Genomic DNA, 14,174 nt, shown 5'->3' with positions numbered 1-14,174 from the left:
GGTCACTGGCGGCGGGCGCCGGCCTGCACCGGCGCCCGTGGAGATCAGGTGAGCGCAGGCTCGGGGATCCGCAGCAGGTCGTCGCTCTCGGCGACCGCTGCGGCGAGCCGGTCGTTCTCCGCCCGCAGTCGGGTGATCTCGAACTCCAGTGCCTGTACCGTGGCACGCAATCGGGTGACCTCGTCGAGCAGGCGCCGGTCGGGTGCTGCACCAACGTGGCCGTAGAGGGCCTTCGCCATTTCGTCTCCTTGTAATGCGCTGCCGGAAAGGCCGGCCAACGCGCGCCCGTGAACCCTCGTGTCGGTCAACCCCCGGGCATGCGGGGGCGCGACTGGGCGCGACTGGCGACACCCCCATGGTCCGCCGAAGTCGCCGCTTCGTCAAGTTCCACCAGACGAGGATCCCCACCTCCTCCACCGAATCTATCGCCCAAAAGGTACGAAGATCGGCGGTTTAGCGGCACAGATCACAGTGTCAACGACAGAACCTCAGCCGGACAGCCGTCCGCCTTATCTCTTCCTTAGCGGGATCGCCGGTTTGTCTTAGCGGCGTTGCCGGGCACGGCCGGACACCTTAGCGTCGCACCCGGCACAGCGCCCCCGGTCCCACCGGACGCGGCCGGCTGGGCCGACCACCCACCTGCGGAGGCAACGACCTTGTACCGGCGCAACGACCGGGCCGATGGACCCATCCCCGGCGATCCGACGCCGCCCGCTGACCACACCGCATCCGGTGATGTCGGCTGGGACACCGACCGGTTCGGGCAGAGTTCCTGGCGTGACCACCTCGACGCCGGCTGGCGACCCGGCCCTTCCTCGGCCGACGGCTACTCCGGCCCGGCGACGGCCGACGACTACCCGACCGCCGGCCGGTTCCCTGGCGACGGCGGTTACGACCTCGGCAGTTACGGCGGCGGTCACCCGGCCTACGGAGCGGACCGCCACGAGCACTCGGCGTACGACGGCGTGGACCACGGCGACTACCCCGCCGACCCGACCGGGCAGCTCCCCGGCGGGGCGGAATACCACCCGCAGCCGTACGGCCGCCCCACCGACGACGGGTACGACACCCACCTGATCGCCCGCCCGAACGGGCCGGGGTACGCCGAGGGACCGGGGTACGCCGAGGGACCGCACAGGTACGACAGGACCGGCAGCGACGCCTGGCACGCCGAGACCGAGACGCACCGGTACAGCGTGCTGCGGGACCTGGCCGACGGGCCCGGCGACGCCAACGGCTGGCCCGGTGGTGAGGACGGCTGGGCCAGCGGCGACGATCGCTGGACCGACGACGACCGGGGGCCGCGTGAGGACCCGACCGACACCGGGTCGCTGACCCGCGTGGCCCGTCGGCGGCGGTCTGACGCGCGCGACGACTCCGACCCGGAGGTTTCCGACGGCCGACGGCGCCGACTCGCCGTCGGGCCGGTCACCCTGGCCACGCTGGTCGTCGTGCTGCTGGTGGCGATCGGTGGCGGCGGCGCGATGCTGCGCGCCGGGTTCGGCGACGACTCAACCGAAGGCACCGACGACACCGTCGTGGCAACGGATGTCGATTCGGTCACCGACCCACTCACCGAACAGTCCGTTGGTACGGAGGACCCGCAGATCGGCGAGCCGGAGGTGCTCGACGCCGAACTCGGTGCCGCCCCGACCCCGGCTGCGAGCCCGGCACCGCCACCGCCGACCTCGGCTGCCCCGAGCCCACGCCGTAGCACCGCCGCCCCGGAAAGCTCCCGGCCGCAGCGCACCACCGCCGCGCCGGCGAAGACCAGCGCCGCGCCGCAGCAGACCGCCACCGGGGACACCAGCCGGCAGCAGCAGGTCCTGGCGCTGGTCAACGCGGCGCGCGACGACAACGGGTGCGGCGCGGTGACGATCAACGACCAGTTGGCTGAGGCGGCCCGGCTGCACAGCGAGGACCAGGCGACCAACAACGACATGTCGCACGAAGGCAGCGACGGCAGCGACCCGTGGGAACGTGCCAGGCGGGCCGGCTACGAGCAGGCGATCGGCGAGAACGTGGCGGCCGGTTACCCCACCGCCGAGGCGGTCATGGAGGGCTGGATGAACAGCCCGGGCCACCGGGCCAACATCCTCAACTGCGACGCGGTCGCCATGGGGGTCGGTACGGCCACCTCGTCGAACGGGACCCTCTACTGGACGCAGATGTTCGGGTCGGAGCGCTGAGCTGACGTCGGTCAGCGGCGGACGGCCCGCGGCCTAGGTTGGCAGCGCGGGCAACTGAACGACGACCGGTTCATGAACGACTCCCGGCGGATCAGCGCCCCGCACCGGGTGCAGGGCTGATCCTCCCGCCCGTACACGTTGAGTGACCGGTCGAAGTAGCCGCTCTCGCCGTTGACGTTGACGTAGAGCGCGTCGAAACTGGTGCCACCCTCGGTGACCGCCGCCCGCAGCACGTCCCGTACGTGTGCCAGCAGCCTGGTGACCGTCGCGGCCGGCAGCCGGTCGGTCGGCCGGGTGCCGTGCAGGCCGGCCCGCCACAGCGCCTCGTCTGCGTAGATGTTGCCGATCCCGGAGATCAGCGACTGGTCGAGCAGGGCCCGCTTGATCTCGGTGCGACGTCGGCGTACCGCCGCGACGAACGCGGCGTCGGAGAAGTCCGGGTCGAGCGGATCCCGGGCGATGTGCGCGATCTCGGCCGGTAACTCGGCGCCACCGGCCGAGACGGCGAGCCCACCGAACGTCCGCTGGTCGACGAAGCGCAGCTGCGGGTCACCGTCGACGAACCGGAAGCGGACCCGCAGGTGCGTCTCGTCCGGGGCGTGGGCCGGCTGCAGCAGCAGCTGTCCGGACATGCCGAGATGGCCGACCACCGCGTCGCCGCTGTCCAGCGGCAGCCACAGGTACTTGCCACGGCGACGGACGTCAAGAACCTGCCGGCCGGCGAGTACGGCGGCGAAGTGCAGCGGGCCGGGCAGGTGCCGGCGGATCGCCCGGGGATGGCGCACCTCCACGGTGTCCAGCCGCCGACCGATCACCCAGCCGGCCAGCCCTTGCCGCACAGTCTCGACCTCGGGCAGCTCTGGCATGACAGGCCTTTCTCCGACCGGTGCCGGTGGTGTTTGCGCGCTCAGACCTGGGCGGGCGGATCATCGTCAGCGTTGTTCTCGTCAACGGCCGGACCGGGCTCGTTGGCGACCAGATCGGGCTCGTTGGCGGCCGCCGCGGTGCCGGCGACCGCGGTGGAGTCCACCATCTGCGCGGAGAGGGTACGCCACGCAGTTTCGGCGGCCCGCTGCTCGGCCTCCTTCTTGCTGCGGCCTTCGGCCCCGCCGTAGCGCTGCCCGGCGACCACCACCCAGGCGGTGAAGGTCTTCGCGTGGTCCGGACCGGCGTCGTCGATGCGGTACTCGGGCACGCCCAGTCCGAGCGTCGCGGTCAGCTCCTGCAGGCTGGTCTTCCAGTCCAGTCCGGCGCCCCGGCTCGCGGAGTCCGCCATCAACGGGTCGAACAGCCGGCGGATCACGATCGACGCGGTGTCCAGCCCGTACTGCAGGTAGATCGCGCCGAGTAGCGCCTCCAGGGTGTCGGCCAGGATGCTCGCCTTGTCCCGCCCGCCGGTGCTCTCCTCCCCCTTGCCGAGCAGCAGGTACGGGCCGAGCCCCTGCGGGCCGAGAGACCGGGCCACCTCGGCGAGCGCCCGCATGTTGACCACGCTGGCGCGAAGCTTGGCCAGTTGCCCTTCCGGCAGGTCGGGGTGGCTGTGGAACAACGCCGAGGTGATCACCACACCGAGTACCGAGTCGCCGAGGAACTCCAACCGCTCGTTGGTGGGCAGACCGCCGTTCTCGTACGCGTACGACCGGTGGGTCAACGCCCGTTCCAGCAGGTCCGGTTCGAACGCCACACCGAACGCGGCCTCCAGGTGGGCAACCGGCGGACGACGGAACTGGTTGTTACTCATGGCGATACCTCGTCCTGTTCTGCGATCAGCCGGGTGATGTCATCGAGCATCCGGGCGACAGTCGAGGTCACCCGGCCACGGTGCAGTCCGGCGGCGAGGGTGATACCGGTGGCGATGTCGGCGCCGGTGGCGGCACCGTGGCAGACGACCACCGTCCCGGCGACGCCGAGCAGGGCCGCCGCCCGGGGCGCGACCCGGCCCGGTTCCGGGCCGCCGGCCATCGCGTACGCACCTTCGATGCCTTTGAGCAGTACGTTCCCGGTGAAGCCGTCGGTGACCACCACGTCGATGCCGTCGCCGAGCGTGACGTCGTGTCCTTCGACCAGGCCGACGTACCGGCCGGCGGCGGGCAGGGTGAGGCTCCGCAGCAGAGCGTCGGCGGTACGCCGGACCCGGTCGCCCTTGCCTGGCTCGGCACCGATCGAGAGCAGTCCGACCCGGGGCCGGTCCAGGCCGAGCCGCACGGCACCGTACGCGGCCCCGAAGAGGGCGTGCTGGGTCAGGGTGGCCGGGCGCGCCTCTACCGTGGCGCCGACGTCGAGCAGCACCACCGGGCCGGCGACCGCCGGGACGGTGACGACCAGGGCGGGCCGGCGGACGGCCGGCCACCGGCCGAGCCCGAGCGCTGCGGCGGTGACGATCGCGCCGCTGGACCCGGCGGAGATGAACGCGTCGGCCGCGCCGTCGGCGGCGGCGGCCATGCCGGCCCGGATCGATTCGTCGGCCCGGCCGGTGCCGGGCTCTGCGGCGGTACCGGCCGCCATCCCGCCGGGCGCGCCTGTCGGGCGTACGGTGATCCGCCGGCGCTGATCGTCGGGCAGCGCGGCGCGAACGTCGTCCGCCGCGTCCGGCGGGCCGACGAGCAGGAGCTGGAGATCGGGATCGGCGCGGCAGGCGCGCAGAGCGCCGTCAACCACGACGGCGGGTGCCCCATCCCCGCCGAGGAGGTCGACGGCGATCCGCGAGATGCCAGTCCCGGAGTCAGCGCCGGCCGGTGCCGGCCGGCCGGCCCGCTCCTGAGACGAGGCACCCGGCGTTCGCCGGGAAGTCCGCGCCGCCCGGTCGGAGACCGGCGGCGTCACGACGACCGGATCAGACCTCGATGACCTGGCGGCCGTTGTAGGTGCCGCAGACGGTGCACGCGGTGTGCGGCAGCTTCGCGGACTTGCACTGCGGGCACTCGACGGTCACCACCGGCGTGGTCTTCCACTGGGACCGGCGGGAACGGGTGTTGCTGCGGGACATCCGGCGCTTGGGAACGGCCACGGCTCTTACTCCTCTTGGCGGGTCAGTTGCGACAGGCCGGCCCACCTCGGGTCGACCTGTTGGTGGTTGTGGTCGTCCGGCAGCTCGTCCCAGTGCACCCCGCAGTCGGGGCACAGCCCAGGGCAGTCGCTGCGGCACAGCGGGGTGGCCGGCAGTGCAAGCACCACCGCGTCCCGCAGTGCCGGCTCCAGGTCGATCAGATCGCCCTGCAACCGGCCCACCTCGTCGATGTCGGTCGTCTCGTCCGTGGTGCTGTTCTCGTATGCGTACAGCTCCTGGATCGGGACGGTCAGCGACTCGCTGATCGGGCGCAGGCACCGCCCGCACTCGCCGGAGACCGGCCCGGAGACCGTCCCGGAGACGAGCACCCCTTCGGAGACCGACTCGAGCCGCAGATCGAGGCTCAGGTCGGCACCTTCCGGTACGCCGTTCAGCTCCAGCCCGAGGTCCGCCGGCGCGGGCACCACCCGGCTCACCGTACGCAACGCGCCAGGGCGACGCGGCAGTTCCCGGGTATCGAGAACCAGCGGCGACCTGGGGTTGAGTGTCTTCGACGAGTGATTGCGCATAGTTGGACTCCGGCCTGGTAGAGGCCGACAAAGTAGGTTACCCGAGCAGCGGCGACGGCGTCGAACCGGGGCACTGGTCAGTCAGAAGGGCAGCGGGCGTTCGTTCTCTTCACCGGAGAAGGTACCGATCTCCCGCAGCGCGTGCATCTTGTCCCGGCCACGCTCTATCGACGCCAGCGCCCGGGTGAGGAACTGCTCGAAGTTGGCCAGCGCGGTGTCGACGTAGTCGTCGACCTCGGCGCGCAGCCGCTGCGCCTCGGCGCGGGCCTCGGCGACGATCCGCGCGCCCTCATGCTCGGCGGAGACCGTGATCTCGTTCACCGACACCAGCCGGGCGTGCTCGGCCTCGCCCTCGCTGATGATCCGGTCCGCCTCGCGCTTGCCGGCGTCCATGATCTTGTCGCGTTCCTCCAGCAGCGCCGCCGCCCGGCGCAGGTCGGCGGGGAGCTCGGCCCGGAACTGGTCCAGGACACCGATCATCTCGGCCCGGTCGATCATGCAGTTGTTCCGGGACATCGGCACGGCCCGCGCGGTCTCCACCATCGCGATGATCTCGTCGATGCGGTCGAATGGATCCACCGGCATCTCACTCCCTGTTGTCGGAGGGTCGACCCACCATGATGGCAAGGCCGGGCCAGAACGTCATCATCCCAACTGCCGGACCGGTCGGCGCTCCATCATGATGCGACCCAGGACGACATGTGGTCCATCCCACCCCGGGTCCGGGCGAGTCGCGACGCGCCGGGCGGTTCATCGCGGCTCGGTCGGCCCGCCCGGAGCTGCCGGGCCGGCCCGGTTCACACCTGCTGGGTCGGTGGCGCGGTGACCCGGGCGAGCAGCCGGTCGTGGACCGCCTCGGGCAGGTGCGCCGAGACGTCACCGCCCCACTTGGCGACCTCCTTGACCAGACTGGAGGAGAGGAACGAGTAGAGCGGGTTGGTCGGCATGAACAGCGTCTCCACCCCGGCCAGGCCGATGTTCATCTGCGCCATCTGCAGTTCGTAGTCGAAGTCGCTGACCGCCCGCAGGCCCTTGACCACGACGGCCGCCTCCTGAGCACGGCAGAAGTCCACCAGCAGGCCACGGAACGACGCGACCCGAACGTTGCGGTACGACCCGGTCACTTCGCGGAGCATCGATATCCGCTCGTCGATGGTGAACAGGCCAGCCTTGGACTGGTTGATCAGGACACCCACGATGACCTCGTCGAACAGCCGGCTGGCCCGGCCGATGATGTCGAGATGTCCGTTGGTGACCGGGTCGAAAGAGCCGGGGCACACCGCTCGTCTCATGATCGCCGACCGTACCAAAGCATGGTCTCGCCGTAACGCCGCCCGCGTTCGGCAGTGACGCCTTCCACCCAGGTCAACGCCGATCCCCGGGCTGACCGCTCGACTACCACGACGGCGTGCGGGGCGAGCCACCCGCCGGCGACGAGACCGTCCAGGACGGTCCGGAGTTCGGCGTCGGTCACCGCGTACGGCGGGTCGGCGAAGACCACGTCGTAGCCGCCGCCGTCCGGCGGCGTGGCCAGCGCGGTCGCGACCTTGGCAGTGATCAGTCGGGCACCGGTGCCGGCTCCCAGCGCGGCGATGTTCGCCCGCACGGTACGGGCGGCCCGCGCGTCGGACTCGACCAGCAGGACGTGTTCGGCGCCCCGGGACAGCGCCTCCAGACCCACCGCGCCGCTGCCCGCGTAGAGATCGGCGAACCGCGCCCCGACCAGGTCGGTCATCGTGCCGAGGGTGCTGAACAGTGCCTCACGGACCCGGTCGGAGGTGGGCCGGGTGTTCCCGCCGGGCGGCGTGGCGATCCGCCGGCCGCCAAGCCGGCCGGAGATGATCCGGGTCATCGGCGGCGAACCCCAACGGCGGCCGGTGCGCTCATCCCCGGCACGCTACGCGATCAGCCAAACCGGTCGAATGCCGACCCGGACGGCTCAATCCACCCTCGTGGACCAGGTGCGTCTGTTGTGCAGAGAGACACCCCGAAGCTCAAACGGCAACCCGCAAAGCGGACGGCGAACACGTTGCGTCTATGAATTGTCTCGGAACGACAACATCATCCTTAGCTGGACCTGTGGGTCACCACGTCAGTTCAGGAACAGCTAAGGTCAGGCGCTGTGCCGGCGGGACAACGCCGGACACGACGCACGACGCGGGTCGTTGTCGCACCAATCATCGACTGCACCTCACCAGTCAGGTTGCGCACGTCCGCGCCGGGCCCCTGAACCCCTCACTCAGGAGTACCTGTGAACCGTCTGAAGTCTCCGCTTCGGCGCGCCGTGGCCATCGCGGCCGGCGCGACGATCGGCATGGTCGGCGCGGTGGCCCTCGCCACCCCCGCCAGCGCGCACCACCCCATCCCGGTCGGCCTGCCGGTCTGCAAGACGGCAGAGGGCGACTGGAAGATCGTCTGGAAGGTCTGGAACAGCGAGCGGGACCTCGCCGCGACGCTGACCGAGGTCTCGACCGACCCGGCGGAGACCGACATCACCGGTGAGATCTTTGTCGGCGCGGAACTGCCCACCGGCAGGGACGGCATTCGCGGCGAGCAGATGATCCCGTCCGAGATCACCAAGGTGACCCTGACGGTGACCGCCGAGTGGCTCCGCGTCCGGCCCCGGAAGACCGAGGTCGTCACGCAGACCGTCACCAGCATTCCGGTGAAGAAGCCGAGGCTGCTGAAGCTGCTGCCGATGTGCGCCGAGCCGACTCCGAGCCCGACCGTCGACCCGACGACCGAGCCGACCACCGAGCCCACCGTGCAGCCGACTGTCGAACCGAGCGTTGACCCGAGCCCGACCGCGCCGGTCACGCCGGAGCCGACCGAGCCGCCGGTGGTGGAGCCCAGCGAGCCCGAGGGCATCATCGAGTCCACCTGCGACCAGCTGATCTTCACCATCAACAACCCGGAGGACGGCGAAACCGTCACCGTCGACTTCGTGCCGAACGAGGGCGACACCCTCACCGTCACCGTCGGCCCCGGTGAGTCGGGCGTGGCCGAGTTCGACGCGTTCGAGGGCCTTGAGGTCACCCCGGTCGTCGAGGGCTTCGAGGACGAGTCCGAGGCCTTCGCCTGGGAGCTGCCGGAGGACTGCGACACCGGTGGCGAGGGCGGCGGTTCCCTGCCGGTCACCGGTGCCGCCGCTGGCGGTCTCGCCGCTGGCGCCGTCGCGCTGCTCGCCATCGGTGGCGTGCTGTTCTACCTGGCGCGTCGCCGGCGGGTCACCTTCACCGCCTGAGTCAGCCACCCTGGGTCGTGACTGACTGACAAGTCATCCCCCCGCACCACCCCGAGGAAGGGCGTCGACCATCCCCCCCGGTCGGCGCCCTTCCGCCTGTCCGGCCGCAGCCCCGTTCCCTGGTCCGCCGCAGCCGCTCCCGGCCGCGGATTCAGCCCTTTTCCAGGTACTCGGCGCGTTCGGCGTCGACCAAAGTGCCGACGGATGCCGCCAGCGCCGGATGCCGGGTCAGCTCCGGATCGTCGCCGAGCAGGTCGATCGCCTCGGCCCGGGCCTGCCCGATCAGGTCGGCGTCGCGCAGCAGCGACAACAGCCGCAGGTGGGACCGGCGACCCGACTGGGTCGCGCCCAGCACGTCACCTTCGCGGCGCTGCTCCAGATCCAGCTCGGCCAGCCGGAACCCGTCGGTGGTCGACGCGACCGCGTCCAGCCGCTCGCGGGCCGGCGTACCGTCGGCGGCGTCGGTGACCAGCAGGCACAGCCCGGCCGCCGAGCCCCGACCGACCCGGCCACGCAGCTGGTGCAGCTGCGACACCCCGAACCGGTCGGCGTCCAGCACGATCATCACGGTGGCGTTCGGCACGTTCACCCCCACCTCGACCACCGTCGTGGCGACCAGCACGTCGACGTCACCGGCGGCGAAGGCACGCATCACCGCGTCCTTGGCGTCAGCCGGCAGCCGACCGTGCAGCACCTCGATCCGCAGCCCGTGCAGCGGCCCGTCGGCGAGCAGCGGCGCCACCTCGGTCACCGCCAGCGGCGGCCGCCGCGCCCCGGGATCGTCGCCGTCGCCGGAGGGCTCCTCGTCGGCGCCGGTTCCGGTCGCGTCACCGATGCGCGGGCAGACCACGTACGCCTGATGGCCGGCGGCCACCTCCTCGCGTACCCGCCGCCAGGCCCGCTCCAGAAAGGCCGGCTTCTCCGCCGCCGGCACCACGTGCGAGACGATCGGCGACCGGCCGCCGGGCAGTTGGGTGAGCGCGGAGACCTCCAGATCGCCGTACACGGTCATGGCGACCGTCCGCGGGATCGGGGTGGCGGTCATCACCAGCACGTGCGGCGGCTGCTCGGCCTTGGCCCGCAACGCGTCGCGCTGCTCCACCCCGAACCGGTGCTGCTCGTCGACGACGACCAGGCCCAGGTCGGCGAAGTCGACGCCCTCGTACAGCAGGGCGTGGGTGCCGATCACGATGCCGGCCCGGCCGTCGCGGACCTCGTCGAGGGCGGCCCGGCGGGCCGCCGCACCCAGCGACCCGGTGACCAGCGTCACCCGGGTGCCGGCCGGGTCGCCGTCCAGTTCACCGGCCCGCCCCAGCGGGCCGAGCAGTTCCTGGATGCCCCGGTGATGCTGGGCGGCCAGCACCTCGGTCGGGGCGAGCAGCGCCGCCTGCCCACCGGCGTCGACAACCTGCAGCATCGCCCGCAGCGCGCATACCGTCTTGCCGGAGCCGACCTCGCCCTGCAGCAGCCGGTGCATCGGATGCGCGGTGGACAGGTCGGCGGCGATCTCCTCGCCGATGCGCCGCTGGCCGTCGGTCAGCTCGTACGGCAGGCGGGCGTCGAACGCGGCCAGCAGGCCGGCGTCCGCACGGGGCCGGGGCCGCGCCGGCCAGTCGGCGGCGCGCAGCTTGCGCTGCACCAACGTCAGCTGTACGGCGAACGCCTCGTCCCATTTGAGCCGCCGCCGGGCCTGGAACAGCTCTGGTTCGTCGGCCGGGCGGTGGATCTGCCGCAGCGCCGGGTGCAGGCCGAGCAGGTTGCGGCTGGCCCGTACCGCCGCCGGCATCGGATCCTCGGGCGGGGTGAGCACGTCCAGCACGGTCCGTACGCAGCGGGCGATCACCCAGGTCGGCACGGCGGCGGCGGCCGGGTAGACCGGGATCAGCGCACCGGCGAACTCCTCCACCGGGTCCTCGGCGGCCACCTCGCCGTCGGCGGCACCGTCACCGAGCAGCACGTACTCGGGGCCGTTGAGCTGGCGCACGCCCCGGAACTCGGTCACCTTGCCGGCGAACAGCCCCCAGCGGCCCGGTTTCAGGTCCCGTTCCCGCCACGCCTGGTTGCCGAAGAAGGTCAACGTCAGGGTGCCGCCGGTGCCGTCCTCGACGACCACTTCGAGCAGCTTGCCGCGCCGTTGGCGCATCGGCCGTACGGTGGTCCTCCGCACCTGGCCGAGGACGGTGACCTGCTCCCCCACCTCCAACGAACGGATGTCGGTGTGTTCACCGCGCTGGTCGTAGCGGCGCGGGAAGTGGTAGAGCAGGTCCCCGACGGTGTGCAGGTCGAGGTGGTCGGCCATCGCCTTGGCGGTCTTCGCGCCCAGATTGACCTTCAGCGGAGTGTCCATCGTGCACGGCTGCGTCATCCGGCCTCCAACAACGGCTGCGTCATTCGATCCCTACCAGCAGCGGATAGTGCGGCTGCCCGCCGACGAAGGTGTGCACCTCGACGAACGGCCAGCAGCGGGCGACGTGCGCCGCCACCGCCTCGCCCAGGCCGGTCGGTGCCTGCTCACCGATGATCAGGGTGACCAGTTCACCGCCGCCGCCGAGCAGCTGGTCCAGCAGGTTGCGGCAGGTGCCGGCCAGGTCGGTGCCGATCAGCAGCACCTCCCCCTCGACCAGGGCGAGCACGTCGCCGGGGCGGCAGCGGCCGGCGACGGTGAGCGCTTCCCGGGCGGCGTGGCAGACCTCGGCGTACCGGCAGGCCCCGGCCGCCTCCGCCATTGCGATCACGTCGTCGTCGAAGCGGCGTCGCGGGTCGCGGACGGCAAGCGCAGCGAGGGCCTGCACCGGTGACCGGGTCGGCACGACGGCGACGGTGACGCCGCCGGCTTCGGCCTCCCGGGCGGCGAGCCCGGCGACGGCCTGGGTGTCCGGGTCGTTGGGCAGCACCACCACCTCGGCGGCGCCGGTGCGGCGGATGGCGTCGAGCAGCTCGGCGGTGGACGGGGAGCCGCCGACCACGCCGGCGCCCTCACCGGTGAACAGGGCGGCGAGGCCGGTGCCGGCGGCGACCACCACGGCGGCCCGGCCGGCGAGCGGCGGTGCCGGCTGGTCGGCGAACCGGGTGACCGAGATCCGGTACGGGCGACCGGCGGCGATGCCGGCCTCGATGGCGGCGCCGATGTCGTCGACGTGCACGTGCACGTTCCACACCGGAACGTGCACGTCGTCATCGTCCCCTGTGTCATCGTCCCTGCCGGCATCGCCCGCTACGTCGGAGCCGACGACGACCAGCGAGTCGCCGATCTCGGCGAGTACGGCCCGCATCCGATCGACCGCCCCGGCCGGCGCTTCGAGCAGGAACTGCACCTCGTAGGCGTACCCCTCGGAGCCGGCCCCACTGTCGGAGTCGACGGCGGAGCCGGCACCGCCGGGGCTACCGGGTACCCGGTAGGCGGGATCGCCGGTGTCGCCGGTGTCGGCCGCAGGATCGCCGGTGCGGTCGGTGCGGTCGGTGAGCGGGGTGCCGACCACGGCGGCCAACGCGTCGAGCAGCAGGCACAGGCCGCGGCCGCCGGCGTCGACCACTCCGGCGCGGGCCAGCACCGGCAGCTGACCGGGCGTCGCGGCGAGCGCGTCGCGGGCGGCCGAGGCGGCGGCCCGTACCACGGTGGCGAGGTCGTCGGAGCCGGTCCGGTCGGCGGCCCGCGCGGCGGCGGCGACCACGGTCAGCACCGTCCCCTCGACCGGGCGGGCGACCGCCGCGTACGCCGCGTCGGTTGCGGCGGTCAACGCCGACGCGAGGGCCCGGCCGCGCACCACGGCGGTGTCGGTGAGCGCGTCGGCCAGCGCGCGCAGGATCTGCGAGACGATCACCCCGGAGTTGCCCCGGGCGCCGAGCAGCGCGCCCCGGGCCATCAGCCGCAGCACCCGCCCGTGCGAGGTCTGCTCCCCCTCGGAGGAGTTGTCCAGGTCGAGGGCCAGGGCATGCTGGGCCGAGGTGAGGGTGAGGACCAGGTTGGTGCCGGTGTCGCCGTCCGGCACCGGGTAGACGTTGAGCGCGTCGATCTCGCCCTGGTGGTGGCGCAGCGCGGCCAGCGCACCCGAACACCACCGGCGCACGGCGGCGGCGTCAAGGGTGTCCAGCACGGCGATGAGCCTACTGGCGCACGCCGACAGCCGCCGTGAAGACGACCCGGGTGCGGGCCGGGCGGTCGGCGCGCGGAGACGACCCGATCCGGCCGGGCGGCGGCAACAGGCCGGTCGGGCAGGGCGATTGGCCGCCCGGGTGGTCGATCGGGTAGCCTGGCCAGGTTGTCTGGGCGTGGTGTGTCCCGGCGACCGGCGACCTGATGAACGACAAATCCCCAGGAGTATCCCGTGGCTAGCGTGTGCGACGTCTGTGGCAAAGGGCCGGGCTTCGGTCACAACGTGCCGTGGTCGAAGAAGAAGACCAACCGCCGTTGGAACCCGAACATCCAGACCGTTCGCACTCCGGCCGGTGGCGGCAACACCCGCAAGGTGAACGCCTGCACCTCCTGCCTCAAGGCCGGCAAGGTGGTCCGGGGCGCCTGACCGCGCCGCCCACGACCTCGACGTTTCAGCAGCCGCCGGACCCGATCGGGTCCGGCGGCTGACTGTGTACGGTCACCAGTCGGCGGTGAGCACCCGTCACCAGTCGGCGCTGAGCACCCGGCCGAAGGACAGGCAGCCCGGCGAGTCCCGGTAGTAGCCGAAGTTCGGGATCCGGGCGTACCCGCTGCTGCTGTAGAGCGCGATCGCCTCGGGCTGCTTGTCGCCGCACTCCAGGATGACCCGGCGGCGGCCCTGGCCGGCGGCGGAGCGTTCGACGGCGGCGAGCAGCGCGCGGGCCACGCCGCGGCCGCGGGCGGCGTCGGCAACGTACATCCGCTTCAGCTCGGCGTCCTCGCCGGAGCTGCCGTGGCTGCGCCAGCCGGCGCAGCCGGCTGGCGCCCCGTCCAGGTGGGCGATCAGGAAGGCACCGCCGGGCGGGTCGAAGTGGGCCGGGTCGACCGGGGTGTCGTCGCCGGTGCCGCCGTAGCGGGCACCCAGATCGGCCATGGCGGCGGCCACCAGGCGTTGCGCCACCGCGTCGGTGTAGCGGACCCGGCGGATCTCGACGCCGGCCTGAAGCAGATCAGTCACGCGGTAAAGCGTAGTGCGGTCACCGGCGGTGGCTCAGCGGTGACCGGCGCGGCC

Annotated in this window: 15 protein-coding genes; 3 read left to right on the top strand and 12 right to left on the bottom strand. The window is 72.3% G+C overall.

From position 1 onward, the window contains the following. Nucleotides 1-44: 44 nt before the first annotated feature. Nucleotides 45-239 (bottom strand): hypothetical protein, encoded by a 195-nt coding sequence (locus tag O7621_RS14750; RefSeq protein ID WP_123600485.1) that lies wholly within the window; start codon nt 237-239, stop codon nt 45-47. Between the two features lie 417 nt (nt 240-656). Between O7621_RS14750 and O7621_RS14745 the strand changes: the two genes are divergently transcribed. Continuing rightward, complete coding sequence (locus O7621_RS14745) at nt 657-2,189, top strand: CAP domain-containing protein (protein ID WP_282229807.1); 1,533 nt, start codon at nt 657-659, stop codon at nt 2,187-2,189. Between the two features lie 11 nt (nt 2,190-2,200). Here the strand turns inward: O7621_RS14745 and mutM are convergent, their stop codons facing one another. The 8 genes from mutM to rsmD form a co-directional block, all read right to left on the bottom strand. After that, nucleotides 2,201-3,055 carry a bifunctional DNA-formamidopyrimidine glycosylase/DNA-(apurinic or apyrimidinic site) lyase gene (gene mutM / locus O7621_RS14740; RefSeq protein WP_282229806.1) on the bottom strand — a complete coding sequence of 285 codons (855 nt, stop codon included), beginning with the start codon at nt 3,053-3,055 and terminating at the stop codon, nt 2,201-2,203. A 41-nt stretch (nt 3,056-3,096) separates the two neighbouring features. Continuing rightward, the gene (gene rnc / locus O7621_RS14735) at nt 3,097-3,930 is read right to left on the bottom strand and encodes a ribonuclease III (protein ID WP_282229805.1); all 834 of its coding nucleotides are present in this window, start codon (nt 3,928-3,930) and stop codon (nt 3,097-3,099) included. After that, complete coding sequence (locus O7621_RS14730) at nt 3,927-4,898, bottom strand: phosphate acyltransferase PlsX (protein ID WP_282234599.1); 972 nt, start codon at nt 4,896-4,898, stop codon at nt 3,927-3,929. The genes rnc and O7621_RS14730 overlap by 4 nt, the downstream gene beginning before the upstream one ends. Nucleotides 4,899-5,022: 124 nt before the next feature. Continuing rightward, complete coding sequence (rpmF, locus tag O7621_RS14725) at nt 5,023-5,196, bottom strand: 50S ribosomal protein L32 (RefSeq protein ID WP_123600480.1); 174 nt, start codon at nt 5,194-5,196, stop codon at nt 5,023-5,025. Between the two features lie 5 nt (nt 5,197-5,201). After that, complete coding sequence (locus tag O7621_RS14720; RefSeq protein WP_282229804.1) at nt 5,202-5,765, bottom strand: YceD family protein; 564 nt, start codon at nt 5,763-5,765, stop codon at nt 5,202-5,204. Nucleotides 5,766-5,846: 81 nt separating this feature from the next. Continuing rightward, nucleotides 5,847-6,344 (bottom strand): hypothetical protein, encoded by a 498-nt coding sequence (locus O7621_RS14715; RefSeq protein WP_123604406.1) that lies wholly within the window; start codon nt 6,342-6,344, stop codon nt 5,847-5,849. 218 nt (nt 6,345-6,562) lie between these two features. After that, nucleotides 6,563-7,057: a pantetheine-phosphate adenylyltransferase gene (gene coaD, locus O7621_RS14710; protein ID WP_278167761.1), complete on the bottom strand. Its 495-nt coding sequence runs from the start codon at nt 7,055-7,057 to the stop codon at nt 6,563-6,565. Further along, nucleotides 7,054-7,617, bottom strand: a complete 564-nt coding sequence (rsmD, locus tag O7621_RS14705) for a 16S rRNA (guanine(966)-N(2))-methyltransferase RsmD (protein WP_282229803.1) — start codon at nt 7,615-7,617, stop codon at nt 7,054-7,056. The genes coaD and rsmD overlap by 4 nt, the downstream gene beginning before the upstream one ends. A gap of 399 nt (nt 7,618-8,016) precedes the next feature. Here rsmD and O7621_RS14700 point away from each other — a divergent pair, with 399 nt between their 5' ends. After that, the gene (locus tag O7621_RS14700; RefSeq protein ID WP_282229802.1) at nt 8,017-9,009 is read left to right on the top strand and encodes a cell wall anchor protein; all 993 of its coding nucleotides are present in this window, start codon (nt 8,017-8,019) and stop codon (nt 9,007-9,009) included. Nucleotides 9,010-9,160: 151 nt separating this feature from the next. On the opposite strand, the gene recG is transcribed toward O7621_RS14700, so the two are convergent. Beyond that, nucleotides 9,161-11,374, bottom strand: coding sequence for an ATP-dependent DNA helicase RecG (gene recG / locus O7621_RS14695; protein WP_282229801.1), 2,214 nt, complete (start codon nt 11,372-11,374; stop codon nt 9,161-9,163). A gap of 22 nt (nt 11,375-11,396) precedes the next feature. Next, nucleotides 11,397-13,103 carry a DAK2 domain-containing protein gene (locus O7621_RS14690; protein ID WP_282229800.1) on the bottom strand — a complete coding sequence of 569 codons (1,707 nt, stop codon included), beginning with the start codon at nt 13,101-13,103 and terminating at the stop codon, nt 11,397-11,399. 231 nt (nt 13,104-13,334) lie between these two features. Here O7621_RS14690 and rpmB point away from each other — a divergent pair, with 231 nt between their 5' ends. Further along, nucleotides 13,335-13,529, top strand: coding sequence for a 50S ribosomal protein L28 (gene rpmB / locus O7621_RS14685; protein ID WP_123600473.1), 195 nt, complete (start codon nt 13,335-13,337; stop codon nt 13,527-13,529). 96 nt (nt 13,530-13,625) lie between these two features. Here rpmB and O7621_RS14680 read toward each other — a convergent pair whose 3' ends face one another. After that, nucleotides 13,626-14,090 carry a GNAT family N-acetyltransferase gene (locus O7621_RS14680; RefSeq protein WP_282234598.1) on the bottom strand — a complete coding sequence of 155 codons (465 nt, stop codon included), beginning with the start codon at nt 14,088-14,090 and terminating at the stop codon, nt 13,626-13,628. Nucleotides 14,091-14,174 lie beyond the last annotated feature (84 nt).

This window comes from Solwaraspora sp. WMMD937, from assembly GCF_029581175.1.
Taxonomy (GTDB): Bacteria; Actinomycetota; Actinomycetes; order Mycobacteriales; family Micromonosporaceae; genus Micromonospora_E.
This window is presented reverse-complemented; position numbering and strand designations above follow the sequence as displayed.